Annotated in this window: 28 protein-coding genes and 1 tRNA gene; 14 read left to right on the top strand and 15 right to left on the bottom strand. The window is 67.0% G+C overall.

Features of this window, described 5'->3' with window-relative positions; translation table 11 throughout:
- Positions 1 to 13 precede the first annotated feature (13 nt).
- The 4 genes from yjfF to AB0F43_RS13770 all read right to left on the bottom strand — a co-directional run bounded on the left by yjfF (position 14) and on the right by AB0F43_RS13770 (position 4,620).
- Complete coding sequence (gene yjfF, locus AB0F43_RS13785) at positions 14 to 1,012, bottom strand: galactofuranose ABC transporter, permease protein YjfF (protein WP_360474983.1); 999 nt, start codon at positions 1,010 to 1,012, stop codon at positions 14 to 16.
- Positions 1,009 to 2,061 carry an ABC transporter permease gene (locus AB0F43_RS13780; protein WP_360474980.1) on the bottom strand — a complete coding sequence of 351 codons (1,053 nt, stop codon included), beginning with the start codon at positions 2,059 to 2,061 and terminating at the stop codon, positions 1,009 to 1,011. The genes yjfF and AB0F43_RS13780 overlap by 4 nt, the downstream gene beginning before the upstream one ends.
- Entirely contained in the window at positions 2,058 to 3,569 is a 1,512-nt protein-coding gene (locus AB0F43_RS13775) for a sugar ABC transporter ATP-binding protein (protein ID WP_360474977.1), read from the bottom strand. The genes AB0F43_RS13780 and AB0F43_RS13775 overlap by 4 nt, the downstream gene beginning before the upstream one ends.
- A gap of 64 nt (positions 3,570 to 3,633) precedes the next feature.
- Positions 3,634 to 4,620, bottom strand: coding sequence for an ABC transporter substrate-binding protein (locus AB0F43_RS13770; RefSeq protein ID WP_360474974.1), 987 nt, complete (start codon positions 4,618 to 4,620; stop codon positions 3,634 to 3,636).
- 411 nt (positions 4,621 to 5,031) lie between these two features.
- On the opposite strand from AB0F43_RS13770, the gene AB0F43_RS13765 reads away from it, so the two are divergent.
- Positions 5,032 to 5,286, top strand: coding sequence for a transposase (locus AB0F43_RS13765; protein WP_360474971.1), 255 nt, complete (start codon positions 5,032 to 5,034; stop codon positions 5,284 to 5,286).
- A 603-nt stretch (positions 5,287 to 5,889) separates the two neighbouring features.
- On the opposite strand, the gene AB0F43_RS13760 is transcribed toward AB0F43_RS13765, so the two are convergent.
- Entirely contained in the window at positions 5,890 to 6,750 is an 861-nt protein-coding gene (locus AB0F43_RS13760) for an aminoglycoside phosphotransferase family protein (RefSeq protein WP_360474968.1), read from the bottom strand.
- A 20-nt stretch (positions 6,751 to 6,770) separates the two neighbouring features.
- Positions 6,771 to 8,090 (bottom strand): XRE family transcriptional regulator, encoded by a 1,320-nt coding sequence (locus AB0F43_RS13755; protein ID WP_360474965.1) that lies wholly within the window; start codon positions 8,088 to 8,090, stop codon positions 6,771 to 6,773.
- Between the two features lie 216 nt (positions 8,091 to 8,306).
- On the opposite strand from AB0F43_RS13755, the gene AB0F43_RS13750 reads away from it, so the two are divergent.
- From AB0F43_RS13750 to AB0F43_RS13725, 6 genes are all read left to right on the top strand, one after another.
- The gene (locus tag AB0F43_RS13750; RefSeq protein ID WP_360474962.1) at positions 8,307 to 8,507 is read left to right on the top strand and encodes a hypothetical protein; all 201 of its coding nucleotides are present in this window, start codon (positions 8,307 to 8,309) and stop codon (positions 8,505 to 8,507) included.
- 389 nt (positions 8,508 to 8,896) lie between these two features.
- Positions 8,897 to 9,139, top strand: coding sequence for a hypothetical protein (locus tag AB0F43_RS13745; RefSeq protein WP_360474959.1), 243 nt, complete (start codon positions 8,897 to 8,899; stop codon positions 9,137 to 9,139).
- 18 nt (positions 9,140 to 9,157) lie between these two features.
- Positions 9,158 to 10,009 (top strand): DddA-like double-stranded DNA deaminase toxin, encoded by an 852-nt coding sequence (locus AB0F43_RS13740; RefSeq protein ID WP_360474956.1) that lies wholly within the window; start codon positions 9,158 to 9,160, stop codon positions 10,007 to 10,009.
- Positions 10,010 to 10,020: 11 nt separating this feature from the next.
- Positions 10,021 to 10,467, top strand: a complete 447-nt coding sequence (locus AB0F43_RS13735) for an Imm1 family immunity protein (protein ID WP_360474953.1) — start codon at positions 10,021 to 10,023, stop codon at positions 10,465 to 10,467.
- Positions 10,468 to 10,594: 127 nt separating this feature from the next.
- Entirely contained in the window at positions 10,595 to 11,035 is a 441-nt protein-coding gene (locus AB0F43_RS13730; RefSeq protein WP_360476784.1) for a recombinase family protein, read from the top strand.
- Positions 11,036 to 11,056: 21 nt separating this feature from the next.
- Positions 11,057 to 11,722 carry a hypothetical protein gene (locus AB0F43_RS13725; protein WP_360474950.1) on the top strand — a complete coding sequence of 222 codons (666 nt, stop codon included), beginning with the start codon at positions 11,057 to 11,059 and terminating at the stop codon, positions 11,720 to 11,722.
- Here AB0F43_RS13725 and AB0F43_RS13720 read toward each other — a convergent pair.
- The 8 genes from AB0F43_RS13720 to AB0F43_RS13685 form a co-directional block, all read right to left on the bottom strand.
- Positions 11,714 to 11,786, bottom strand: a tRNA-Ala gene (locus AB0F43_RS13720). The two genes, AB0F43_RS13725 and AB0F43_RS13720, sit on opposite strands and share 9 nt — an antisense overlap.
- A gap of 72 nt (positions 11,787 to 11,858) precedes the next feature.
- Positions 11,859 to 12,644 carry a hypothetical protein gene (locus AB0F43_RS13715; RefSeq protein ID WP_360474947.1) on the bottom strand — a complete coding sequence of 262 codons (786 nt, stop codon included), beginning with the start codon at positions 12,642 to 12,644 and terminating at the stop codon, positions 11,859 to 11,861.
- A gap of 98 nt (positions 12,645 to 12,742) precedes the next feature.
- Complete coding sequence (locus AB0F43_RS13710) at positions 12,743 to 13,360, bottom strand: GNAT family protein (protein WP_360474944.1); 618 nt, start codon at positions 13,358 to 13,360, stop codon at positions 12,743 to 12,745.
- Positions 13,360 to 13,848, bottom strand: coding sequence for a MogA/MoaB family molybdenum cofactor biosynthesis protein (locus tag AB0F43_RS13705; RefSeq protein ID WP_360474941.1), 489 nt, complete (start codon positions 13,846 to 13,848; stop codon positions 13,360 to 13,362). Before AB0F43_RS13705 ends, AB0F43_RS13710 begins: the two co-directional genes overlap by 1 nt.
- On the bottom strand, positions 13,845 to 14,366 hold the full coding sequence (moaC, locus tag AB0F43_RS13700) for a cyclic pyranopterin monophosphate synthase MoaC (RefSeq protein WP_360474938.1): 522 nt from the start codon (positions 14,364 to 14,366) through the stop codon (positions 13,845 to 13,847). Before moaC ends, AB0F43_RS13705 begins: the two co-directional genes overlap by 4 nt.
- Positions 14,363 to 15,589: a gephyrin-like molybdotransferase Glp gene (glp, locus tag AB0F43_RS13695; RefSeq protein ID WP_360474935.1), complete on the bottom strand. Its 1,227-nt coding sequence runs from the start codon at positions 15,587 to 15,589 to the stop codon at positions 14,363 to 14,365. The genes moaC and glp overlap by 4 nt, the downstream gene beginning before the upstream one ends.
- 33 nt (positions 15,590 to 15,622) lie before the next feature.
- Positions 15,623 to 16,093, bottom strand: a complete 471-nt coding sequence (locus AB0F43_RS13690) for a GNAT family N-acetyltransferase (RefSeq protein ID WP_360474932.1) — start codon at positions 16,091 to 16,093, stop codon at positions 15,623 to 15,625.
- 6 nt (positions 16,094 to 16,099) lie between these two features.
- A complete protein-coding gene (locus AB0F43_RS13685) occupies positions 16,100 to 17,488 on the bottom strand; it encodes a UTP--glucose-1-phosphate uridylyltransferase (RefSeq protein WP_360474929.1) in 1,389 nt (462 codons plus the stop codon).
- A gap of 146 nt (positions 17,489 to 17,634) precedes the next feature.
- Between AB0F43_RS13685 and AB0F43_RS13680 the strand changes: the two genes are divergently transcribed.
- From AB0F43_RS13680 to AB0F43_RS13670, 3 genes are read left to right on the top strand one after another with little or no spacing between them, the layout of a single operon-like run.
- A complete protein-coding gene (locus AB0F43_RS13680; RefSeq protein WP_360474926.1) occupies positions 17,635 to 18,201 on the top strand; it encodes a 5-formyltetrahydrofolate cyclo-ligase in 567 nt (188 codons plus the stop codon).
- Positions 18,194 to 19,102, top strand: coding sequence for an aminoglycoside phosphotransferase family protein (locus tag AB0F43_RS13675; protein WP_360474924.1), 909 nt, complete (start codon positions 18,194 to 18,196; stop codon positions 19,100 to 19,102). The genes AB0F43_RS13680 and AB0F43_RS13675 overlap by 8 nt, the downstream gene beginning before the upstream one ends.
- A complete protein-coding gene (locus AB0F43_RS13670) occupies positions 19,102 to 20,166 on the top strand; it encodes a serine hydrolase domain-containing protein (protein WP_360474921.1) in 1,065 nt (354 codons plus the stop codon). Before AB0F43_RS13675 ends, AB0F43_RS13670 begins: the two co-directional genes overlap by 1 nt.
- 17 nt (positions 20,167 to 20,183) lie before the next feature.
- On the opposite strand, the gene AB0F43_RS13665 is transcribed toward AB0F43_RS13670, so the two are convergent.
- Positions 20,184 to 22,721 carry a penicillin acylase family protein gene (locus AB0F43_RS13665; RefSeq protein WP_360474919.1) on the bottom strand — a complete coding sequence of 846 codons (2,538 nt, stop codon included), beginning with the start codon at positions 22,719 to 22,721 and terminating at the stop codon, positions 20,184 to 20,186.
- Positions 22,722 to 22,908: 187 nt separating this feature from the next.
- Here AB0F43_RS13665 and AB0F43_RS13660 point away from each other — a divergent pair, with 187 nt between their 5' ends.
- The 4 genes from AB0F43_RS13660 to AB0F43_RS13645 all read left to right on the top strand — a co-directional run bounded on the left by AB0F43_RS13660 (position 22,909) and on the right by AB0F43_RS13645 (position 25,835).
- Positions 22,909 to 23,247: an FmdB family zinc ribbon protein gene (locus AB0F43_RS13660; protein WP_360474916.1), complete on the top strand. Its 339-nt coding sequence runs from the start codon at positions 22,909 to 22,911 to the stop codon at positions 23,245 to 23,247.
- A 76-nt stretch (positions 23,248 to 23,323) separates the two neighbouring features.
- On the top strand, positions 23,324 to 23,941 hold the full coding sequence (locus AB0F43_RS13655; protein ID WP_360474913.1) for a hypothetical protein: 618 nt from the start codon (positions 23,324 to 23,326) through the stop codon (positions 23,939 to 23,941).
- A 122-nt stretch (positions 23,942 to 24,063) separates the two neighbouring features.
- A complete protein-coding gene (gene mscL, locus AB0F43_RS13650; protein WP_360474910.1) occupies positions 24,064 to 24,450 on the top strand; it encodes a large conductance mechanosensitive channel protein MscL in 387 nt (128 codons plus the stop codon).
- A gap of 320 nt (positions 24,451 to 24,770) precedes the next feature.
- Positions 24,771 to 25,835 carry a LacI family DNA-binding transcriptional regulator gene (locus AB0F43_RS13645; RefSeq protein WP_360474907.1) on the top strand — a complete coding sequence of 355 codons (1,065 nt, stop codon included), beginning with the start codon at positions 24,771 to 24,773 and terminating at the stop codon, positions 25,833 to 25,835.
- Positions 25,836 to 25,874: the final 39 nt, after the last annotated feature.

Below are 25,874 nucleotides of genomic sequence, written 5' to 3'. Positions count from 1 at the left end.
CACTGGGCACCGGTCATGTGCGGACCGCGAAATCGAAGCGGCTTGTCACCCGCTGGAGGAGGATGAACGCGAGCAGCAGTAGACCGATGAAGATCTTGGTCCACCACGAGCTGAGCGTCCCCTGGAAACTGATGATCGTCTGGATGAGCCCGAGAACGAGCACCCCGAGAACGCTACCGACCAGGTAACCGGAACCACCGGTGAGCAGCGTGCCCCCGATGACCACCGCGGCGATCGCGTCCAACTCCATTCCCACCGCGTGCAAGCCGTACCCCGACAGCATGTAGAAGGACAGCAGTACGCCACCCAGCGCCGAGCAGAAGCCACTGATCGTGTAGACCGCGATCTTCGTCCTGGCCGCGGGCAGGCCCATTAGCAGTGCCGACTGTTCACTGCCGCCCACTGCGTAGACGTTCCTGCCCAGGCGGGTGTAGTGCAGCACGTAGGCCGCCACCAGCACTGCCGCGATGGCGATGACCACACTGGGCGAGATCCACAGCTCACCGAACAGGCTCACCTTCGTCTGCGCGAGGGAGGTGAAGACCGGGTCGGTGATGGGGATCGAGTCCGTGCTGATGGTGTAGCACAGGCCTCGCGCAAGGAACATGCCGGCGAGCGTGACGATGAAGGGCTGGATCTCGAAGTAGTGGATGATCGCGCCCATCACCAGCCCCAGCACCGACCCGATGACGAGTACGAGCGCGATCGCCACCAACGGCGGCCAGCCGTGATTGGTGACCAGGCTCGCCGAGACCATCGTGGACAGCGCGACGACCGCGCCCACCGAGAGGTCGATGCCACCGGTGAGGATCACGAAGGTCAGTCCGACGGCGACGACGAGCAGGAAGGCGTTGTCGACAAAGATGTTGAGGACGACCTGGCCCGAGGCGAAGCCGTCATACCGGATGCCGCCGACGACGAACACGGCGACGAACAGGGCTGCGGTCACGATGGTGGGGAGGTACTTCTGCGGAACCGGCATCCGGCTGGTTGCCGAGGTGGTCATCGTCATGCCGGAACCTTCGCCTTCTCCTCGACCGCCTGACCTGGTGCGCCCGCTTGCTTGCGTTGGCGCCGATGAAAGGCCTTCGCGCGGAAGGCCGGGGACTGCAGGAGGCAGACAATCGTCACCACGAGCGCCTTGAACAGCAAGGTCGTCTCCGGAGGCACACCGATCGAGTAGATCGTGGTGGCCAGCGTCTGGATGATGAGAGCGCCCAGCACGGTGCCGCCGAGGGAGAACCTGCCCCCAACCAGGGACGTGCCGCCGATGACGACCGCCAGGATCGCGTCGAGCTCGATCCACAGACCGGCGTTGTTGCCGTCGGCGCTGGAGACGTTGGAGCTGATCATCAGCCCCGCGATGCCGGCGCACAGGCCGCAGAACGCGTACGCCAGGATGATCAGGCCACGAGATCGGACACCCGCCAGACGGCTGGCCTCGGCGTTGCCGCCGATCGACTCGATCAGCAGACCGAGCGCCAGCCGACGGGTGAGGAAAGCGGTCAGCCCGAGTACGGCGACCACCAGGAAGATGCCGAACGGCAGCGTGAGCCAGTACCCCCCGCCGATCAGCTCGTACGGGCTGCTGTTGACGTTGATGACCTGCCCCCCGGTGATCAACTGCGCGACGCCGCGGCCGGCGACCATCAGGATCAAGGTGGCGATGATCGGCTGGATGCCGATCCCGGCGACGAGCAGACCGTTCCAGGCGCCGAGTGCCAGGGAGAGCAGCAGCGCGACCCCCACAGCCGACAGCACGCCCCCGACGGAGTTGGCGTTCTCCAAGCCGCTGATCTGCAGGCAGGCGAGTGCGCCCGAGATCGCCACCACCGAACCGACCGACAGGTCGATGCCGCTGGTGGCGATGACCAGGGTCATGCCGAGCGCGACCAGGATCAGCGGCGCACCGAACCGGACGATGTCGATCAGGCTGCCGTAGAGGTGGCCGCCCTTCATCTCGATGGTGAGGAAACTGTCGGTGAAGAGCAGGTTGAGTAGCAGCAGGGCGGCCAGGATGACCGCCGGCCAGAACTGCCGGTGCTTCAGTACTGTGCTCATGATCCGCTCCCGCTGGCGATCGTCTCCATCAGTACGTCGGAGGTGAGGTGCTCGTCGTTGGCCAGCTCGGCGATCAGTCGGCGGTCCCGCAGAACCCCGATCTTGTGGCTCAACCGCAGAACCTCCTCCAGCTCCGCTGAGATGAACAGCACGGACATACCGTCGTCGGACAGCTCGGTGACCAGGCGCTGGATCTCCGCCTTGGCGCCGACGTCGATACCGCGGGTGGGTTCGTCCAAGATGAGAAGGCGCGGCTCGAGAATCAGCCAGCGAGCGAGTAACACCTTCTGCTGGTTGCCGCCGCTGAGGTTCTTGATCAGGTGCTCCGGGTTCGCCGGGCGGATGTTCAACGCGGTGATGTACTTGTCGACGAGCTGATCCTGCTTGCGGCGGGGAATCGGCCGGCGCCAGCCGCGTCGCGCCTGCAGGGCGAGCGTGAGGTTCTCCCGGACGGTGAGGTCGGGGATCAGGCCCTCGGTGCGTCGATTCTCCGAGCAGAAGGCGATTCCGTGGCGCGTGGCGGCGCGCGGCGTGCGGATCCCGACCGGCTCACCACTGATCCGTACCGAACCGCTGCTCGCGTGGTCGGCACCGAACAGCAGTCTTGCGATCTCGGTGCGTCCCGAGCCGAGCAGGCCGGCGAGGCCGACGACCTCCCCCTCACGGATGGTGAGGTCGAACGGTTCGATGGCGCCCGACCTGCCGAGGCCCTCGACCTGGACGAGCGGTTCGGAGACGCGCGCGAGGGGCTTCTCCGAGAGCTGCTCCAGCTCGGCCAGCTCACGCCCGATCATCTTGCCGACCAGGTCGACCTGAGGCAGGTCGCGGGTCAGGTACTCACCGATCAACCGGCCGTTGCGCAGGATCGTCAGCCGATCGGAGATCTCGTACACCTGGTCGAGGAAATGGGTGACGAACAGGATCGCCATACCTGAGTCCTTGAGCTGGCGGATCACCTTGAACAGCAGGGCGACTTCGCCCGCGTCCAGGCTGGAGGTCGGTTCGTCCAGGATCAGGACCTTGGCCTCGACGTCCACCGCACGGGCGATCGCCACCATCTGCTGGATCGCTGGCGAGTACCTCGACAGAGGCGCTGAGACGTCGAGGTCGAGATCGAGCCGGGCCAGCAGCTCGGCGGCTCGAGCTCGCAGCTCGCGCCACCGGATCCGGCCGAGCCGCCGGGGCTCGCGACCGATGAAGATGTTCTCCGCGACCGAGAGGTTCGTGACCAGGTTGACCTCCTGGTACACGGTGCTGACGCCGGCCTGCTGCGCGGCCGACGGACTGGCGAAGGCCACCTTCCGTCCGTCGAGCTCGATGACGCCGGAATCGATGGTGTAGACGCCGGTGAGCACCTTGATCAGGGTCGACTTGCCCGCTCCGTTCTCACCCATCAGGGCGTGGACCTCACCCGGGAACAGCCGGAAGTCCACCTCGTCCAGCGCCTTGACGCCGGGAAACTCTTTGCCGATCCCCTTCATCCGCAGGACCGGGCCGGGTACCACCATGCGGCGACCTTCCTCTTCTCTCCGCGGTGGGGGCCGGCTCCGAGGAGCCGGCCCCGAGTGCGAATCAGTACTGGCGGCTGGACAGGACCTTCTTGGCCTGTTCCTGCGTGAAAGTGGTCTCCTCGGTCACCACGCGGGCCGGTACCTCTTCGCCGTTGACGACCTTCTTGGCCAGATCCACCAGTTGGGGGCCGAGCAGCGGGCTGCACTCGACGATGTAGTTGATCTTGCCGTCGGCCAACGCCTGGACGCCGTCCTTGACCGCGTCGACCGTGATGATCTTGATGTCCTTGCCCGGGACCTTGCCGGCGCCCTCGATCGCCTCGATGGCGCCCAGTCCCATGTCGTCGTTGTGGGCGTACAGCACGTCGATGTCCGGGTTGGACTTCAAGAAGGCCTCCATCACCTCTTTGCCCTTGGCGCGGGTGAAGTCACCGGTCTGCGAGGCGATCACCTTGAACTTCGGGTCGGCCTTGATGACCTCGGCGAAGCCCGCCTTGCGATCGTTGGCCGGCGCGGAGCCGGTCGTCCCCTGCAGCTCGACGATGTTGACCGGGTCCTTGGAATCCTTGTACTCCTCGACGAGCCACGTGCCGGCCTTCTTGCCCTCCTCGACGAAATCGGAGCCGAGGAACGTCTTGTAGAGGCTCGTGTCCTGGGAGTCGACGGCCCGGTCGGTGAGGATCACCGGGATCTTGGCGGCCTGCGCCTCCTTGAGCACGGTGTCCCAGCCCGACTCGACGACCGGGGAGAAGGCGATGACATCCACCTTCTGCTGGATGTAGGAGCGGATCGCCTTGATCTGGTTCTCCTGCTTCTGCTGAGCGTCGGAGAACTTCAGCTCGAAGCCCGCGCTCTTCGCCGAGTCCTGGACGGACTTGGTGTTGGCGGTGCGCCAGGCGCTCTCCGCCCCGACCTGGGAGAACCCCATGGTGATCTTGTCGTCACCGCCGCCACCGCTACCGCTGTCGGCGCCTGCGGCGTTGCCGCAGGCGACCATCACCGACGCGGTGGCTCCGGCCAGGAACAGCGCGGAGATCTTCTTCAGCATGGTGCGTCCCTTCTAGTGTTAGCGCTAACATTTTCGCCATTTTCGCCCGAGGAGCACCGCTCCCGGATTGCTGCCTGTTTCAGTGGGTCGGGGCGGTGCGGGCGATGAGCCGGGGCGCGACCACCACTGGTTCCCGCATGACCGCGCCGATCACCTCGATCGCCGCCGGAGCACCTCGCCCGCGCTCAAACGACCATCCGAACCTTCGGATGGGAGACCCGCCCCCGTACTCTCGAGGCCGTCGGCCACCGTCTGACGGGAGACGTCCGCCATCGCCGGCGGGTGGCGCTCGTTGCTCGACTCCACTGCATCCCTCCTGGTCTGGGGATGACTGTGAACGCTAACAACCGTGTCCGTCAAGCATCTGTCGGGTTACGGTCCGGTCACACCGGCACCAGGGATTACGTTGTCATGACATCCGCGGGCCGGATGGTTGTTGAGACTTCTCGTCCGATCGCTCAGGTGGCCAAGGAGCTCGGTATCAGCTCGGGAACTCATGGCAATTGGGTCAATACCTATCGCCGGGAGCATGGCGGTGAAGAGCCGACGCTCGGCATTTCGGAACGAGCGGAGCCAGCAGAGTCGCGACGTCGTACTCGCGAGCTTGAGCAGGAGAATCTGTTCCAGAGAAAAGTCACGGCGTACTTCGCCAAGGATCATCGGTGAGCGACAAGTCCGAGTTCATTCGATGCAGAGCACGCAGCCACCACCGCGAACACCGAAACCGCGCTGTCCATCGTCGAAATGTGTGCACTCCTGAAAATGTCCCGCTCCGGATTCTACGAATGGACCGGCCGGCGTCAGCCACCGCGGAAGACGCGAACAACTGAAGCTGTTCGTTGTCAGTCGTTCGAGGATTCCGATGGTACCTACGGGTGCCGCCAGGTCCACGCCGACCTGGTCGACTGGGGCATACGCTGCGGGCCCGAGGTTGTCCGTTGTCTCATACCTAACTGGGCCTGGAGCCTTGCCAGCCCAAGCCCTGCCGGTTCTCGCTGACCGACAACGACGGCCAGACCCACCACTTCCCCGACCTCGTCCAGCGCGACTTCAGGCCGACGCACGGGCTCGGATCGTGTTGCAGTGCGCTGAAGAAGGCAGCACGATCGGTGGCGTCGACACCGTCGCTCGGGGTGTCTCGAGCGACGGTGTCGAACGACGCCGACCTCCTTCGCCTGGCCCATTCCACTCGGTGAGTGGTTCGGAATTGGCGGAGGTCCTGCCACCGGTCTCCAGGCATCCGAACATCCCGGGTGCCGACGTCGTGTCTCAGCTCAGCGGCTTCCAGTCCGGCCATGGTCTTGGCCCACGCATGCCACGAAGGCAGGCGACCCGCAGAGCGGCTTCGCCCCGGAGCGATGGCTGTTCGCTCGCCCGCTGTGCCGCGTAGCAAGTCACGCGCAGCTCGCGGATGTCACGCAGCACCTCGAATCCGTTCCACTCGAGCACGTCATGACCGTACGCCGTCGTGAAGGCTTCGTACTCCTTGGCAGTTATGGTGCCGAACGTGCTCAATCGAACCGCAGTACTGACCAGGTCCCATTCTGGTGGTCCGAGCGCGAAGCGCTCAAGATCAAGGAGGACCGGCCCATCAGCGGTGAGTACAACGTTGCCTGCCCACGCATCACCATGTATCGCGCTCCGCGGCAGGCCGGCTGGTAGATCAACGAACGCCTTCGTGAGTTTCGCTAATTGCCGCCGCAACCAGGCGCGATCGCCCTCGTTCAGGGTCGTCGCGCCGTCGATGCGCTCGCTCAAGCGCACGAACGGGGCAAGCGGTGGAAGATCGAAGTCGGTCGGCAGTGAGCTGGCATGCAGCCGTTTGAGCACCGCGGCGACTTCAGGCGGAGTGCCATGCCGGTGCTCGGGGAGTTCGCGCCAGAAGGTTACTGGCGAGCCGTCGATCACGATCGGCTGATCTACATCGGCGAGCGCTTCCACCGCCCGCACTCCCACAGACGCGAGCCAGCGCGAGACGGCAACCTCCTTCTCAGCCGCCGTGACCTGACCGCTCCGCCCAATACGCACTACCACCTGGTGGGGTAGCCGGTAGATCGCGTTCTCACCAAGTCGGATCGGCTCGGCGCCAGATGAAGGCAGACCAACCTGCGCACAGGCCTGCTTGAGCACAACCTCTGACGGTGGCAGGCTCACGAGGCAGCCAGCACGTTGCGAATGTCGTGACGGAGCTCGGCAACCTCGTCGACGCGCTCGAACACCGTGGCCCGGTGGGCCAGATCGCGGAGATCGTCGGCAGCGCGACGCGAGCGTAGGGACCGCGCGTCTTTGAGTGCCTGCACACCAATCACAGCCGCTTCCTGAGGATCAGCGACCGTCATGGTCAGCGACGCCAGCTTGATGCTGCTCATGGCCCGCGACCGCACGTAGGTCTCGGTATGGCCGGCGACGGCGCTCGCCAACCTAGAGGCTGCTTCTTGCTCCGCTTCGCCCTGGCGAACGGCCAGATCCCACAAGGCATGACCGGTGTCGCCGAGATGCTGGGCCTGGTCGTAGTAGCGCATCCAGTCGGGATCGTTCGCCGGATCCGCTTGGGCAAACTGCTCATCCGCCAGGCCAACTGTCCGCAACGTCTCCTGCACGTGGCCGAGCTTGGCCAGTGCCCGAGCGCGGGCTGCCAGGAGCATCGCTCGCTCGGTGGCGGTCAGGCGGTCGGCTCGTACCAGTGCCATCTCGGTCAGCGTCAAGCCTTGGTCCGGATCGCCGCACCAGATCGCTTGGCGTGCCATCGAGGAGAGTGTCTTGGCACGCAGATTCCAGTCGCCAGCTTCGTCGGCGCAGGTCTGCGTGAAGCGGAACATTCGCCGAGCGTCGTCGTGAGCGTAGGCGTCGAAGGCCATCATGGCGCAGACGTGGCCGAGGAAGCCGACCGACGAAAACAGCTCAGGCCGCAGGCTCTCCGGGCAACGAGAGTCCAACATCTCGGCGGAGTGACGCAGCTGGGCTATGACCGCCTCGCGTGCGAGTCCGCCCCCGTAGTGGTTGTCCCACGAGCCGAATACTTGGGCAGCCGTGCGGACCCCATCGATGTCGGCTTGGGTGACGATATTCGGCACGGGCGTGGCTTGATCAGGCGACAACAGCTCCAGCAGCGGCGCCGACGAGACGGCCGCGGCACCTACGCCGATAACCGCTCGGATGAACTCTTTTCGATCCACGTTCTCCACCGATGGGGACGAGTGACGGCGCACCCGAAATCCCAGCTCAGGGTCGGTGCGCACGCCAGTGATTGCTCTCAGAGCCGCTCGATAGTCGGCCTGAGGGCTTCGAATCAGTCCCCGTTCCAACTTGCCGATGTAGTTGGCGTCGATGTCGGTCCGGCGGCCACGCTGCTGCCAGATCCACTCGTTGACCATTTCGGCGAGATCCTGGCGGGACGCCGGCTGGCCCGGAGCGTGAGGCGACTCCACGCGCTCGCGCGCGTGGCGAAGCTGCTCATTCGCCTCCGTCACTCATCGATGGTGCCACAGGCTGTCACCACTGGGCATCTAACGGCGACGATTCCTCCCCAAATCCTCCCTCTGGCATCCCTCCCAACCTCCCTTCCTGGGATACCTCCCGGACGGGATGGTTATCGCCATGACAGCGAGTACATGGGTCCTCACGCTCATCGCAATGGTGCTGTACGGCTTCATGATCCGCGACATCATCGAGGAGGTGCGCGGCGAATGACGACGCTTGCTGCTGTCCCGCACCCCACCGATCGCCGCGTCCGCATGTGGTTCGGTGAGCACGTCATCGCGGACTACACCGCTGAGCCGCCGGACGCCCTCCGGTATCAAGCGGGCATGACGCGGCGCTTCGCCAGCCTTCGCATCACCATCGAGCCGGCCGCTCCTCTGGGAAGCCCCGATGCCGAAGACCGATGACGAACTCCCGTCTTCGCCGTTGGTGGACGCGCGTCTGGCAACGGCTCAACGACACCTCTCGCCGCTGGCGGGACGAGGGCTGAACGGCTTCTCGGAGGACTTCACCCGCCCGCTAGTGCTCGGCTACCTACGCCGGGACCTGCTGGTCGTCGAGGGCCAGGTCGAGGAGCTCAAGCGGGAGATGGCCGCATACGCCGAGGCGGAAAACTTCACGATGGGCCACATCTACGTCGAGAGGCCTGACAGTTGGCTCGTCGCATTCGAAGCACTGGCCCAGTCGATCAACCGCTACGACGTGACTGCCGTGGTGCTACCGAGCCTGCTGCACTTCGTAGGAATCGGCATGCCGACCGATCGACGCGGATTGTTCGAGGAAACCACTCGAACAGATGAAGATGCAGCTGCACGGCCTGGCCGATCAGTCGCGGCAAGGTGCGGCCAGCCTGGCTGGCTTCAAGCAGCGCTTCGAGCAGTCCAGCCAGCAAGTGCAGGCCCTGATCCGCGGCACCGCAACGCGGGCCGACCAGGACATCGCGACCATGTTGGACGCCGCCGCGAAATCGGTTGACCAAGCCGTCCAGTCGTTGCAGATCGCCGAGGCTGGCTGCCGCAGCTACGCCGACCAGATTTAGCCGGCCGAGGCAGCCCACATGCCTTCCGAGCTGCAGCGGGTCGCTGAACAGCTGCTCGCCTGCCTGAACGAGGCCCCGCGGGCGGTCGGCTACCTGCATGACGGAGCCAGGAAGTGCCGCGAGGCGGCAGCATGGATCGGCAGCGCGAGCAACAACCCAAACGCCCGCACGGCCGCAACGCAGCTCGACGACGCCGCACGACGCTGCGAAGAGGCCGCCCATTACTTGTCTCAGGCTGAGGCCCGAGCGAAGCAGTGGGTCGAGCAGATGGTGAGCGGCATCCGAGCGGTCGAGCCATGCGGCGGCTCGACCGGTGAACGGCCGATCGGTCCAGGTGCCAACACACGGCCCGCGGAACACCAGCAAGACGACGACCAGGAGAAGCCGGAAGCGGACAAGCCGGGGAAGGCCGCAGGTGCCGGCGATGAGGCGAGCCCGGAGGAGGAACCGCCTCCCCGTCTCACTCATAAAGACGCCTGGCGACTGTTCCAAAAGCTGCCAGACCGAACGAAGTCCGGCATCTCGCGACCGAAGACCCGAGGCAAGTGGATCGATGGCGACGGCGCGGAGCAAGATCTCGTCAGTGGTGAAGACGATGAAAGCGCCAGAATTCGGGAGTTTTTGCGAGAACGGAATATCGGCCCAGAAACGGGAGAGATTATGTCGCCGTCGCACGTCGAAACCAAGTTCGGTATGTTTATGCGGCGAAAAGGTCTTAAACACGAATCCATCGTTATTAACAACATTCCCTGTGAGGGTGAGTGGAGCTGCGGAGAGCTGTTGAGAGATATTCTTCCGCCCGGGGCAACCCTCACCGTCTTCGGACCAGCTGGCTTCAAGCGGACCTACCCCCTCCCACCGAGTGAGTGAACGGAGCAGTCATGAGTGTCAGGATCAAGGCCTATTACAAGCACGGCCACGGAGACGACCCGGTGATCTTGGAGACGCCGCAGGACGCCGACGCCCTGGTTGATGCACTGACGAGCGAGGACTTCGACAACTCGGTCGCCGCGCTCTACGCCGGCACGAGAGCCCGGGTCAACCCGGACTACCCCGATCACGAGCTCCGCATCGCCTGGTTTGCCGAGGGCAAAGTCGGAGGCATCCGGTACGCCGGCGGCGACAGCAAGGACGTCACCTATGTACAGGGCAAGACGAGCGAACGCGAAGAAGTCTTCTACAACTACATGCATCATGACGAAGGCTGGCCACAGGACTCCGAGGTCGGTATCGAGCAGGTACGCCAGGCGGTACGGGAGTTCGTCGAGGGCAACGGCTCACGGCCGCAATCGTTCGAGTGGCGGAGGTGGCCACAGGGCGTGCGCTAGACAGATGGCCTTCATACCTGCTTCAGCTGGTGAACGAGCGCCCGCGCGCACCCAGGCGACGGGGCACCCGTCCCGCGCGAGGTCTCTGGGGGGATGAGGCGAACTCACGCAATGCGTCCGTGCACCTCTGATCCGACTCGCCTTTCAGCTGTACGCCGAGGGTGACTACACCCTCGCAGATCTGTCGGACGAGCTCTACGACCGAGGGCTACGAACGCGGCCGACCAGGAAGGCACCTAGCAAGCAGGTCTCGATCAACAAGCTCTCGAAGATGCTGCGCGACCGGTACTACCTCGGCTTCGTCATCTACAAGGGCGAATGGATCCCCGGTCGCCACGAAGCACTCATCGACGAGTCTCTGTTCGAGCAGGTCCAGGTCATCGCCAACTCCCGTACGATGGCGGGCGAACGCCGCCGGACTCGTCACCACCCACCTCAAGGGCTCGCTCTTCTGCGGTCCGTGTCGCCGTCGCGTGTCGAACAGCGTCTCGTCATCCAGCACACCAAGAACTCACGCGGCAGTCAGTACCAGTACTTCTTCTGCACCAACAAGCGCACCGGTGAGTGAGTCAGCAGGCACGTCAACATCGTGCACGTCGAGGATGCCGTCGAGCAGATCTACGGCGCGATCCGGTTCAGCTGGCAGTTCATCGAGCAGACCCGTGCCCATGTAGCCGCCGTTCTGTCCAACCACAACCGCGCCGCACGGCTCCTCAAGCAGCAACTGCGGTCCGAGCTGCAGACCCTCGACGTCCGCGAAAGCAACCTGCTCGATCTGACTGCCGATGGCACCCTGCCGCAGACCAAAATCAAAGCCAAGCTTCGCGAGATCGAACGACAGCGGAAGCATCTGACGGAACGCCTCGGCGAAGACGGCGAAAGCCTCACCGCCGAAGCACGCCTGATCGAGCTCAGCCTGACCCTGCTCGGGGACCCCCAGAGTCTCTACCGGCGCTGCAGCGACGACCAGAAGCGGCTACTCAACCAAGCCATCTTCCACCGGCTCTACCTCGACGTGGACGAGGTCACCGGGTACGAACTGCGCCAACCGTTCGCGGCCCTCCACGCCGTGCACACAGGCCGAACCACCCCCGAGGGCCCGGAGGCCATCCCGACCCCTGAAACCGCCCCAGACACCAAAATGGCCGCCCCCATCGCGGGAGCGGCCAATCTGTGCCAGACCATCATCTGCGGGTCCTACTGGCCGGTGACGATCTTGCCGGTTGTTCTCATAGGACCCGCCGGGTGGAGCTGAGGGGATTCGAACCCCTGGCCTCTTCGTTGCGAACGAAGCGCGCTACCAACTGCGCCACAGCCCCGAGCGGTTCGTCAGGTTTCCCTGGCGACCGCGAAACTCTAACACGGACAGGCTCTCTGTCTAAAACCGGATATCAGTCGCCGACGGCGCGCTTGATCTCGGGTTCCTCGGCGACGGCCGGGGGCGACTCCACGATCCGTGGGGTCTCGGCGGGGTCGGTGGTGCGGGCGGAGGAGAAGACCTCGTCGTCGGTGAGGGAGATGGTGCGGACGGTGCGGTCCGGGGCCTTCTCCTTCATGACGTACGTCGGCAGCGTGACCGGGACCGGGTCCCACAGGCCCTCTGAAGGCACTGGGGGCTTCGCAACCACCGGCTCCGCGGGGAGCTTGACCTCGATGGTCATCTCCTCGTCGGGAGACGGTGCGGGCTTGCCGGCCGGGCCGCGGTCGTGGTGGGCCTGGGCTCGGGCACGGCGCTGGGCGGCGACGCGGGCACGCTCGCGGGCCTGGCGCCGAAGCTGGACCCGGGTCAGTACGACGAACGCGACGATGAGCGAGCCCGGGATCGCCACTGTCCACCACAGCAGGATCTCGAGACCGGCCAGTGCGGTCATCGACAGCAGCGAGAGGGTCAGGATCGACAGGACCCGCCGGCGGCGCATGGCGGCCACCCGGCGGGCGCGATTCGGCACGTATCGCTTCGACTCAGGTGGTGGCGGCAGATCCTCTTCGACGACGCCGGCTCCGGCCGGGCGTACGACGTACCGCGGCCGCGACGGGTCGCGGGAGAGCACCCGCGCGTCGGCGGCCGACGACACCGGTTGGCGCCGGGCCTCGTCTCCCCGCTTCAGCAGCATCGGGACGAGGTAGGCGGCCCACGCGGCGACGATCGCCACATAGATCAGCCCTGTCGTCCCCATGCGACGACGCTAAGACCCAGCGAGGGCCAGATGAGGCAGGTCCGCCGGTGTGTCGCAAGAGAACTCGTGTGACTGATGTGAATAGCGACTCTGTGTGATCAGGACAGTCGCGCTACGAGACCAGGCCCGACCTCCTCGACGTTGAGCGCGAAGATCCGATGGTCGCGCCAGTCGCCGTCGATGTGCAGGAATCGCGGCCGCTCGCCCTCGTACCGGAAGCCGAGCTTCTCCACCACCCGCAGACTCGCCTTGTTCTCGGGGCGGATCGCCACTTCGATCCTGTGCAGGCCGAGGGTGAACCAGCAGTGGTCCGCGGCCAGCGCGACCGCGGTCGGCACGATGCCGCGGCCGGCGTACTGCTCGTCGACCCAGTAGCCGAGGTTGGCCCAGCGGGCCGAGCCGTAGGTGATCCCGGACACGGTCAGCTGCCCGACCAGCGGCCACTTGGCACGCGACCCGGTTCCGGCGGCACCGCCGTACGTGATGACGAACGGCAGCATCCGGCCGTACCGCGCCTGCCGGTTCCAGTCGCGGGCCATCGCGCGGAACGTCCGGGCACCGTCCTCCGCGCCGGGCGGCTGGGTGGCGTCCCACGGCCGCAACCAGCTGACGTTGCGCTGACGCGCGGCTGCCCACTCGGCACCGTCGCCGGCACGCAGCGGCCGAAGCGCGACCTGCCCATGCCGGAGCTCGACGGGCCAGTGGACGATCGCCATCAGCCGTTGTCCGTCCTGACGTGGTCACCGCCGCGGAGCTGTTCGACCGCGTGCCGCAGCAGCGGCTTCAGGACGGCCAGTCCGTCCTTCACGCCGCCGCGCGACCCGGGCAGGTTCACGATGATCGTCGTACCCGCGACTCCGGCCAGGCCGCGGGACAGAGCAGCCGTCGGTACGCCGTTCGCCACGCCGTAGGCCCGTATCGACTCGGCGATCCCGGGGATGACCTTGTCGATCACGTCCTCGGTCTCCTCAGGCGTCTCGTCGGTTGGTGAGATGCCCGTGCCCCCGGTCGTCACGATCACGTCGTACGACGCAGACACACCGGCCCGCAGCGCATCGCCGACAGGCTCGCCATCGGGCACGACCTGAGGACCGGACACCTCGAACCCCCACGACGACAGCTCTGAAGCGATCAGCGGGCCGGTCGTGTCGGTGTAGACGCCAGCGGCAGCCCGGTTGGAGACGCTGACGACCAGGGCTCTCACGGTCGCTCCCAGTGCCCGGTCTTGCCGCCTTCTTTCAGCTCGACCCGTACGTCGGACAGCACCGCGGCCGGGTCGATCGCCTTCACCATGTCGATCACGGCGAGCCCGGCGACCGCCACCGCGGTGAGGGCCTCCATTTCGACACCGGTCCGGTCGGTGGTCTTGACGGCAGCAGTGATCAGTACGGCGTCGTCCGCAACCTCGAGGTCCACCTTGGCCCCCGTGATCGCGATCGGATGGCAGAGCGGGATCAGGTCGGGAGTCTGCTTCGCACCCATGATTCCGGCGATCCGGGCGACACCGAGCGCGTCGCCCTTGGGTACGCCGTCACCGCGCAACGCCGCCACCACGTCGGCCGAGACGAAAACCTTGCCACTGGCAACAGCCCGCCGACTGCCGGCCGACTTGGCCGACACGTCGACCATCCGCGCCGCCCCGGTCTCGTCGACGTGGGTCAGCCCACCGGTCGCGGCCTGGGGATCGGCCGGCGTACCGGCAGCACCCGGATCCTGCGTCATCCCGTCTCCTCGTCCAGCAGCAAGAGGTCCACCTGGTCACCGGCCCGGACCGACGTGACGTCCTCCGGCACCACGATCAGCGCGTTCGACCGGCTCAGCCCGCCGAGCAGGTGTGAGCCGTGCCCGCCGACTGTACTGGCCATCCACCCTTCGTCGCCGGAGGATGCCGCCGCGCGGACGAACTGCCGCTTCCCGGCCGGCGAGCTGAAGCTGTCCAGCGACACTCCCTGCACCGGAGTACGGCGGTACGGCATCTGACCCATCAGCTTGCGCAGCGCCGGCCGGACGAACACCTCGAAGGACACGTACGCCGACACCGGGTTCCCGGGCAGCGTGAAGATCGGCACCTCGTCCTCACCGAGTACGCCGAAGCCCTGCGGCTTGCCCGGTTGCATCGCGACCTGCGGAAAGTCGACCGTACCGGTCTTCGACAGCTCCTCCTTGACCACGTCGTACGCACCCATGCTCACCCCGCCAGTGGTGATCATCAGGTCGGCCCGGACGAGCTGGTCGGACAGCGTGTCCATGATGCGCTTCGGGTCGTCGTCGACGATGCCGACGCGGAAGACGACTGCTCCGGCCTGACGTGCCGCGGCGGCCAGCGTGTAGCTGTTCGAGTCGTAGATCTGCCCCTCGTGCAGCTTGGATCCCGGCTCGCGCAGCTCGGCTCCGGTCGACACCACCACGACCCGGGGGCGCGGTCGCGCCTTCACCCGGGCCCGGCCGACCGCGGCCAGTACGGCGATCTGCCGCGGACCGAGCACGGTGTCACGGTCCAGGACCTTCTCCCCCGCCTGCACGTCCTCACCGGCACGCCGGACGGACGCTCCGCGCGCGGGCTGCCGAGCGATGCGCACATTCGCCGTACCGCCGTCGGTCCACTCGACCGGTGCGACGCTGTCCGCGCCGCGTGGCATCGGTGCGCCGGTCATGATGCGGACACAGGTCCCCGGCGTGACCACGATCGGCTCGACCCGGCCGGCCGCGATCTCACCGACCACCGGCAGGGTGATCGGGTTGTCCTGTGACGCCCCGGCCAGGTCCGCGGCCTGGACGGCGTACCCGTCCATCGCGGAGTTGTCGAACCCCGGCAGGCTCAGCCCCGAGACGATGTCCTCGCAGAGCACCAGCCCGACCGCCTCCATCAACGGCTGGTCGAACGCCGGCAGCGCCCGCACCCTGCCCAGCACCACTTCCAGATGCTCATCCACACTCCGTCTCACGCCCCGACCCTAATCCAAGGGCGCCGCCGGAGCTCAGCCGGTGGATTCGGGGTGGTTGCCCCAGGTCATCCGGATGTCGGGCGCCTTCTCCTCGTTCCCGGCTCCGGACGTACGGCGTACCTCGGCGAAGCCGTGGTGGGCGTAGAAGGACTGGGCCCGGGTGTTGGACTGGAAGGTCCACAGCGCCAGGCCGCCGGGCCGGAGGTCCTTGGCGAGGTCGACCAGGGTGGAGCCGATGCCGTGGCCGTGCGCGTCCGGGTCGACGTACAGCTGGTCGAGGTCGTCACCGTCCAGGGTGAGGACGGCGACGATCCGGCCGTCGTCGAGGGCCACCCAGGTCTGGGCGTCGGGCAGCAGGACATCGGCGAACCAGCTCACCACCTGGTCGAAGGTGTGGATCGCGGCCGGCAGCTGGGCCGGGTCGGCGTGTCGCGACCGCCACCACAGCCGGGCCGCCTCGTCGGTGTCGTACGGCTCCATCGGCCGGATCAGCAGGTCGTCCATGCCCCCTCAGCCTTCGAGTACGGCGCCGTCCTCGATCAGCCGGCGGTCCCCCTCGGCCGCCGCGATCTCGACGTCACCGACCACCGTCACACCCTTGCCGAAGGCAACATCACCGCGGACCTCGAGCCGGTCGGCGCGGACCAGCGACGGCGGTCCGGCCGGGAACCGCGCCTCGAAGTCGGCCAGGATCTTGAAGTACGCCGGATCGAGGTCGACGTACGGCTCGTCGCCCTCGTGGGTCGTGGTCAGGTCACCGGACTCGGTCAGCTCGTACACGTCGGACCGCAGCACCAGCAGGTCGTTCGTCGTCTTCACCGGCTTGAACCGGCTGCGGTCCACCAGCACCGCCTGCGAGCCCTCGAACGTCTCGATCGCCGTACCCATCCCGGTCTCCAGCTGGATCACCTTCGGCGACGACGGGTCGGCCGGGTCGACGGTCTTGCGGTTCACCATGATCGGCAGCCCGAGGATCCCGTCGTGTCCGGTCATCAGCTCGGCCAGCCGGTCCAGGTCGATCCACAGGTTGTTGGTGTTGAACGTCTTGTGCCGGGTGATGTCCTGGAAGTGCCGGCTGTCCTCGTCGGCCACCTGCGCGCTGTCCCGCAGGATCAGCCGGCCGTCGGACCTGCGCACCGCCACGTGCCCACCCTTGCGGTCGGACCGGGTCCGGCGGCAGACCTCCATCCCGAACGGCACGTCGTGCTCGGCCATCCAGGCCGCGATCCGGGCGTCCGGGGTGGCGCCCAGGTTGTCCGCATTGGAGATGAACGCGTGCCGGAAGCCGTGCTCGCGCAGCGCGTCGAGGGTGCCGGAGGCAACCAGCGCGGTGAACAGGTCGCCGTGCCCGGGCGGGCACCAGGCCAGCTCCGGGTCGGGCGGCCACTCGGCCGGGGTCAGGTCGTCGGCGAGCAGCTTGGGCTCCATGTTCTGCAGGAAGTCGAGCGGGATGCCGTCGACCGGCAGGCCGTCGTACTCGCTCAGGATCTGCAGCGACTCCTCCTTGGTCCGGAAGGAGTTCATCAGCACCAGCGGCAGCGGTACGTCGTACTCCGCGCGGGTGCTCAGGATCTGGCGGGCGATGATGTCGAGGAAGCTCAGCCCGTCCTTGACCGGCAGCGCCGACTTCGGTCCGGTCACGCCCATCGATGTGCCCAGGCCGCCGTTGAGCTTGATCACCACGGTCTCGGCCAGCGCGGCCCGCATCGCCGCCGGGTCGGCGTCGAGGTGGTCCAGCTGTGGCAGGTCGCCCACCGGCTCGATGTCGTCCTCGCGGATCTTGCCCTGCTGGCCCGACTCGAGCAGCCGGTAGTAGTGCGTGAAGACCCGGATCGCGACGTCGGCAGCGCCGGCCGCGCGCATCTTCTCCTGCGCCTGTCGAAGACCTGCCAGGCTCATCTGCGTCCTCGCTTCGCTCCGGGCGCAGCTGAGGCACGAGACACACTGCGTTTGATGATGAACTCGCTCCCCTCGTTCATGTCACAACCCTAGGGGACACCGGGTAATCACCGTGTTATCCGCGTCACGCCACCTACGATCAAGGTGTGTTCCCGTCCAAGGCCGCGGCGCGGCAGTACTTGCTCGGTGCCCGCAGGGCCCGGCCCCATTCGGGTGATCTGCTGGACTCAGCTCGCGCGCAGGCCGAGGTGCAGGCCGCGCGCCGGATCGCTCTGTATGTGTCGAGGGGTCCGGAGCCGCAGACTGGCGCCCTGATCGACTGGTTGCTGGCCACTGGCTGTGAGGTGCTACTGCCGATCCTGTATGCCGACAACGACCTCGGCTGGGGTATCGCGCCAGGTGCCGCCGACCTCGTGCCCGGCCGGCTGGGCCTGTTAGAGCCACCCGTCGACCTGGGCCCGGACGCCATCGCCACCGCCGATCTGGTCATCTGCCCAGCGGTAGCGGTCGCACGCGACGGCGTACGCCTGGGACGCGGTGGCGGGTCGTACGACCGAGCCCTCGCCCGCGTCAGGCCTGGTACCCCGATCTGGGCCGCGGTGTACGACGCGGAAGTCGTCGAGGCGCTGCCGGCCGACGAACACGACCAACCGGTGCATGCGGCGTTGACGCCAAATCAGTTGATCCTGCTGAGAAGATCGCAGGATGACTGAGAGCGCGGTACAAGCCGCCGCCACGGCCGCACAGGCGTTGGGCCTGACTGTCACCGACCCGACGATCCTGTACGACGCGTTCTCCGTGGTGGTGCACCTCAAGCCGGCTCCTGTAGTCGCGCGGGTCCCCATCACATTGCCGGCTCACCTGATGGACCCGGAGGTCGCCGTACGACGGCAGCAGCGCGAGCTGGACGTGGCCGCCTGGCTGGTAGCGCAGGGCAAGCCGGTAGCCGCGCCCAGCCCGCTCGTACCGCTGGAGCCGGTGCGGCAGGACGGGTTCTCCATGACGTTCTGGGAGTACGTCGAGCAGGACAAGTCCGCGGAGATCGACTACATCGCGGGGACTGCCCGGGCCACTGAGCTGCACGCCGTACTGGCGGAGTACCCGACGGAACTGCCGTGGATGACACCACTGCTAGCGGTGCCGTCGGTGCTGCCTGAGTTGGAGGCTGTGCCGGGGCTGCTCGAGCAGGAGGACGTCGACCGGGCACGGGCCGAGTGGGAGGTGCTAGGGCCACTTCTGAGCAGTCGGGACGAGTTCGAGCGGGTCTTCCCGTCGGCGACGATCCAGACGATCCATGGCGACGCTCCGTCGTACAACGTGATCCCCACGGCCGATGGTGTGCTGTGGTCCGACTTCGAGGACACGACGCTCGGTCCGATCGAGTGGGACATGACCGGCTTCGGTCCGGACCTCGGGAAGGTCTACAACGAGGCAGCGACGGCGCTGGGGCGTCCGGTGCTGGATCAGCGGGTGCAGCAGGTGATGGACGCCGCACGGGTGCTGCAGGTCATGGTGTGCGCCCCGCTCGTACCCCGGCTGCCTGCACTGGGCGACGGCATCCGCATGTTCGTCGGGCAGTGGCGGGACACCCCGTTCGCTGGTGGACTGTCCTGATGCTGAGCGAGTACGTCGACAACGGAGCCCTGCCCGGACTGGTCTCACTGGTGAGCCGCGCGGGCGAGACTCACGTCGAAGTACTGGGCAATGCCGCCTTCGATGGTCCGCCGATGCAGCGGGACAGCCTGTTCCGGGTCGCGTCGTTCACCAAGCCGATCGTCGCGGCCGCGGCGATGATCCTGGTCGACGAGCTCCGGCTCTCCATGGACACAGCGGTCGACGGTCTGCTGCCCGAACTGGCTGAGATGCGCGTACTGCGCCATCCGGACGGCCCACTCGAGGACACGGTCGCCGCGGACCGCCCGATCACACTGCGGGATCTGCTGACGTTCCGGCTGGGGCTGGGTGAGTCGGACAACCCGGCGATCCGGCAGCGGGAGGAGGAGCTGGAGCTGCGGACGTTCGGGCCGCCGCTGCCGCGGACTCCGCTCGAGCCGGACGAGTGGATGCGACGGTTCGGGACGCTGCCGCTGCAGTACCAGCCGGGTGAGCGGTGGATGTACTCGACCGGCTCGCATGTGCTCGGCGTACTGATCGCACGGGCCACAGGGCAGCCGCTGGGCCTCTTTCTGCAGGAGCGGCTGTTCGAGCCGCTCGGCATGCGTGACACCGGGTTCACCGCATCGGACCCTTCGCGGCTGACCACGGCGTACGTCGGTAACGATGTGCTCGAGCCGGCGGCGGAGAGCCAGTGGCTGGTGCCGCCGTCGTTCCCGGACGCGAGTGGTGGGTTGATCTCGACGGCGGACGACTTCCACGCGTTCGCCCGGATGCTGCTGGAGGGTGGGGAGGGCATCCTGTCGTCGGCCGCGGTGGCGGAGATGACGACCAACCACCTGACGACTGCACAGCGTACGGCGGCCGCAGACTTCCTCGGCCCGGTCACCGGCTGGGGCTACGGGCTGTCGGTCAGTGCTGATCGCTATGGCTGGGCCGGTGGGCTGGGCACGCTGTGGTCGACCACTCCGGCGGAGCAGACGATCTCGATCCTGCTGACGCAGCGAGCGCTGTGGACCTGGCCGGAAGAGCTGTTCGCTGAGGCCAGCTCCCCGGCCTGGTGACCAGACACGGCCTAGGCCTATGACTCCGGCTTTGTGAAGGTTGCGGTGTGCTCGCGGGCCGCCTCGACTGCGCCCTTGGTGTAGGCCCACTGCAGGGTTTCACCACGTACCCACAGCTCCGTCTGGTCGGTGTAGCTGGACGAGAACGCGTGCCCGGAAACACCGGTCAGGTTGATCCACCGGGACTTGTCGAAGTCGGACAGGTCGACGACCATCCGCATCGACGGGGTCGCGGTCACCGTGTAGCCCTTCGACGCGTCCCAGGCGGTGGCGTTGACGATGGACGAGCCGCCGCCGAGCTCGTACGGGCCCCGGTTGAACAGCCTGTCCACCACACCGATCCCGGACTTGCCGAGCGTCTGGTTGGTCAGCGTCAGCTTGTGCAACCGGCCCCACTCCCAGTTGGACGGGTCGCGAGCCATCTTCAGGGTGATCTCCTGGCGCGCGTCGACCAGCGCCTCCCGCAGGATGTCGTCGCGGCTCTCGTGCTGCGGCGTTTCGATGTTGTCCCACCAGCCACTGTTCGGCTGCTTGAGCAGGGTGTGGATCACCTCGACCCAGCGGGAACCACCGTCCGGCCAGGTGCCCTCCGGGAGCTGGTCGTGGAAGGTCAGCGCGAGCAGGTTGCGCCAGACGACGTTGAAGTACGCCGCCGCCGCGGAGTCGGCCGGCTGGGTGAAGTCCCAGTTCCGCAGCGTGTCCTGGCCCTGGCGCTCGAAGTCGTCGTCGATGCTGATCTGGAGCAGGTACGGCACCAGCATCTCGGCGGCCCGGTTCTTGGTGTCCAGCTGGATCGACGCCATCGCGTTCGCGTCCAGCTTCCCGGCCGACTTGATCCGGTCGAGAATCTGCTGGGACCGGTAGCCGTAGTCCCAGTCGTTGGTCAGGTAGTACGTGTACGTCCGCGGCACCACCGCCTGGTTCGCGGTCACGATGATCCCGTCCGCGGGATCGAACTCGGTGGGCAAGGCATCGAACGGGACGTACCCGGTCCAGTGGTACTTCGGGTCCCACCCCGGCACCGGCCAGTCACCCCGGCCGGTCTTGCGGATCGGGATCAGGCCGGGTGCCTGGTAGCCGATGTGCCCCTCGGTGTCGGCGTACACGAGATTCTGCGAGGGGACCTGGAACAGCTGCGCGGCGGCCCGGAACTGGGTCCAGTTCTGGGCCCGGTTGATCGCGAACAGGGCGTCGGCGGTGCGGCCCGGGTTCAGCGCGGTCCACTGGATGGCGACGCCGTACGGCTTGGAGTGCTTGCCCTGCTTGGCGGCGAGCTCACCGGTCTCGCGCTGGTCCTCGCCGACGTCGGAGATGAGCGGGCCGTGCCGGGTCTCGCGGACGGCGATCTTCACCGGTTCGTCCTGGCCGGCGACCTTGAACGTCTCCTCGCGGGTCGCCATCGCCCGCCACTTGTTGTTGTAGAGGACGTTGTTGCCGTCGACGCGCTCGAGGTACAGGTCGGTGACATCGGGGTCGAGGTTGGTGAAGCCCCAGGAGATCGCGTTGTTGTGGCCGATCACCACCCCGGGCAACCCGGAGAAGCTGAAGCCTGAGACGTCGTACGGACACGCCTTGGTGACGGTGTTGCAGTGCAGGCCGACCTGGGTCCAGACCCCCGGCATGGTCGCGCCGAGGTGCGGGTCGTTGGCCAGCAGCGGCTTGCCGGTGGTGGTGTGGTCGCCGGAGACGACCCACGAGTTCGAGCCGATGCCGTCGCCGCGGCCGAGCAGCTGGGGCAGTCCCTTGGCCACCTTGTCGACGGTGTCGAGCGACTTCAGCAGGTCCTTGGTGAGCATCCCACGCCGGGCCTCGGAGGCGATCGGCGCCGCGGTGAACTTGCCGCCGCGGATCGAGCCGGTGGCCATGATCGGCTCGTTCCGGTCGTACGGGTACGGCGGGTAGAGGCTCTCGATGTTGCGCGCCGGGAACGCCGCGAGCATCTTGGTCCGGGCGATCTCCTCTTCCATGTTGCCTTGGAGGTCCCAGGCCATCGCCTTCAGCCAGGCCAGGGAGTCGGCCGCGGTCCACGCCTCCGGGACGTAGTTCCGCAGGCCGCCCGGCTGCAGCGACAGCACGGCGTACTCCAGGCTGAGGCCGGAGCCGCTGTGGGTGTCCAGGTACGCGTTCACGCCGCGGGCGTAGTCGTCCAGGTACTGCCGGGTGGACGGGGTGAGCAGGCCGAGCTCCTTCTCCGCCACCTTGCGCCAGCCGAGGGTGCGGACGAACTTGTCGGTCTCGAGCGCGTCCGGGCCGAACAGTTCGGCCAGCCGGCCGGCGGTGACGTGCCGGCGGAAGTCCATCTCGAAGAAGCGGTCCTGCGCGTGCACATAACCCTGCGCGGCGAACAGGTCACTCGGGGTGTCGGCATAGATCTGCGGGATGCCGTTCGCGTCCCGGACCACCTCGACGTCGCCGTCGAGACCGGTCAGCTCGATGGTTCCGTCGTACGTCGGGAAGGAATGGCGGACGACGAAGACGACGGTACCCGCGATCACCAGGAGGACCGTGGCGAGGGCGATTCCGCTGATGATGACGACTCGAAGCAGGCGACGCACGGACCAACCGTAGAGAATCCCGCCGCCCGCCCCAAATGGGGTACCGCACAACTTTGCGTGGCTCTGCGTCCGGTGGACAGCGACGCGGAGTTGGGGTATCCCACGCCCGAGTTGGAATAGTTCGGGTGACTGGAGCATTATTAGCAGTCGAGTAGTAGGAGTGCCAACGGCCTGAAGGGAACGAACCGTGCCGACGTACCAGTACCAGTGCACCGACTGCGGCGAGGCGCTCGAGGTGCGGCAGAGCTTCACGGACGACGCGCTGACCGTCTGCCCGGCCTGCCAGGGCACCCTGCGCAAGGTCTTCAACGCCGTCGGCGTCGTCTTCAAGGGCTCTGGCTTCTACCGCACCGACAGCCGCAACTCCGGCAAGAGCACGGTCTCGGCGAAGTCCGACTCCAAGTCCGACGCCAAGTCCGACTCGTCGACCAGCTCCTCCTCGTCCTCCGACTCCAGCTCCTCGAGCTCGACGAAGGCCACGCCCTCGAGCAGCACGTCCTCGAGCACCAGCACCAGCGCCGCCTGATCCCGGCCCGCCCCTCGAGGGCGGGGCTGTGGACAACCAGCGGGTGGGGCATGGAGAAACTCGTACTTTCTCTGGCATGAGAATCCCTTCCCCACTTCGTGAACTGTTCCGTGCTGCCCGGTGGCACCGACGGCTGCTGGCCGGCGTGGCCGCCGCGGCAGCTGTGTACTTCGGCCTCGTGGCCCTCTCCCCTCCACCACCTCCGACCACCGCCGTTCTGGCCGCCGCGCGCGACCTGGCCGGCGGAGCCGTGCCCGCCGACTCCGACCTCCGCACCCTCGACCTCCCGGTCAACGCCGTGCCCGACGGCGTCCTCAGGCCAGGCACAGATCTGAGGGCACGCGTGCTGAGTGGTCCGGTCAGATCCGGCGAACCACTCACCGACGCCCGCTTCCTGGCGCCGGTCTCAGTCGCCGCGGGCTCACTGGCCTATCCGTTCCGTATCGACGACGCCGACATCAGCGCCCTGCTGCGCGTCGGCGACCGCGTCAACCTGTACGCCGCCACGAGTTCCCCAGCCGAGTCCGCGAACCTCCTCGCCCGAGCCGTCCGCGTGGTCGCCCTGCCGACTCCGCGTACGACGACCTCCGGCGCACTGGTCGTTGTCGCCACCAGCCCCGAGGTCGCCACCCGCCTGGCCCAGGCCACCACCAACTCCAGAATCACCGTGGCGCTGACCCCGGACACCAGCTGATAATCACTTTCCGGACACGAGTAGGCAGGATGCGTGTCGACCCGGCGAGCTCTCTCGCATGGACCGAGTCGTCGCCCTACCTTGTCGGGGAACATCATCCGCTGTCGTGGAGGCAAACCCATATGCTCAAGGGCTTCAAGGACTTCATCATGCGCGGCAACGTCATCGACCTCGCGGTCGCCGTCGTGATCGGCGCCGCGTTCGGTCAGGTCGTGACCGCGACCGTGAACAACCTGATCAACCCGCTGGTCGCCGCCATCTTCGGCGAGCCGAACATCAGCCATGTGCTCACCTTCACCATCAACAAGGCCCAGTTCTCGATCGGCGCGATCCTGCAGGCGGGGCTCAACTTCCTGTTCGTCGCCGCCGCCGTGTACTTCGTCATCGTGCTGCCGCTGAACAAGCTCGCCGAACGCCGCGCCCGCGGTCAGGAGCCCGAGCCCGACCCCCTCACCACCGAGCAGCAGCTCCTCACCGAAATCCGCGACGCCCTCCGCACCCGCACCTGACCCCCGGAGCGGGCAAGGTGCACCCCTCAGCCTCTGAGCTCGCCACCACCCGCCCGCTCCCTCTTTCGATTCCGCATCACCTCAGTCCACTGCTGCGGACTCGACCGCTACGCCGCTCGAGCGCGATGTAGCGATCGGTTCGGGCAACGTTTTCTACCTAATGAGGCCGTTTGGCTCCGGATCCTCAGTCTCGGATACCCACCAACCAGGCCTGAAGATTTCGGTCGATCATCCAGGTCAGTACATGCTGGTTCCTGGCTTCAGCCGTGTCACAATTCCAGCGAGCGCTTTCTATATGAATTCACCGGAGAGGTGGTGGGGTGGTGGCCAGGCTGTCGTCAGGGGATCGGCCGACGGTGAAGGACGTCGCCGCGATCGCCGGCGTCTCGGCCACGACTGTCTCCCGGGTGCTCGCGGGCAACTACCCGGTGGCGGCGACCACGCGGGGCCGGGTGATGCGCGCCGTACAGCAGCTCGACTACGTCGCGAACGCGCAGGCGCGCGCCCTGGTCGGCGGTGGTCCGCGGACCGTCGCGTTCATCATCCGCGACCTGGTCGGCCCGTTGTTCGCCTACATCGGCCAGGGCGTCGAGCAGCAGACGACAGCGGAAGGGCGGCTCTGCCTGGTCTGCACCCACAACGGTGACCCGGACCGTGAGCTGGAGCTGATCGAGCTGATGCGCGAGCAGCAGGCCGAGGCCGTCGTACTCGTCGGCGGTGGGGTCCGGACGGCGGCCCACCTCGAGCGGATGACGCAGCTCGCCCACGCCTTGGACCGGACCGGTTCCCGACTGGTGCTGTGCGGCCGGCCGCCGATCGGCGCGGACGTACCGGCGACGGTGGTCGAGTACGACAACGAGGGCGGCGCGTTCGCGGCAACCAGCTACCTGATCTCACTCGGCCATCGCGACATCGCCATCGTCGGCAGAGGCGAGCCCGCGCATACCACCACCAAGGCACGGTTCGACGGCTACGCCCGCGCACACAAGGCCCACGGCCTCGAGGTCGCGGAGCAGCGCGTCCTGCCGGGGACCTACGATCGCGAGTCCGGATACCAGCAGACAAAGGCCTTGCTGGACAGTGGCGTCCCGTTCACGGCTGTCTTCGCGATCACCGACGTGGTCGCCAGCGGCGTACTGTTCGCGTTGCGCGAGGCCGGCCTGCGAGTCCCCGAGGACGTCTCCGTGATCGGGTACGACGACATCCCGCTGGCAGCCGACCTGGTGCCAGGGCTGAGCACGGTGCACCTCCCCCACGAGGAGCTCGGCCGGACCGCGATCCGGCTCGCGCTGCACCGTGACCAGCATGCTCTCGACCAACATGTTGTCCTCGGCACCCATCTCGTCATCCGCGAGTCGACCGGCCCCGCACCACACAAGCAGTAACCCAGGCCCGGAAAGTAGACTCGGCCTGCCGAACAGGAG

The sequence above is a fragment of the Kribbella sp. NPDC023972 genome (assembly GCF_040639075.1).
Classification (GTDB): Bacteria; Actinomycetota; Actinomycetes; order Propionibacteriales; family Kribbellaceae; genus Kribbella.
The sequence above is the reverse complement of the archived record's forward strand: the minus strand, read 5'-3'. Positions and strand labels throughout refer to the sequence as shown.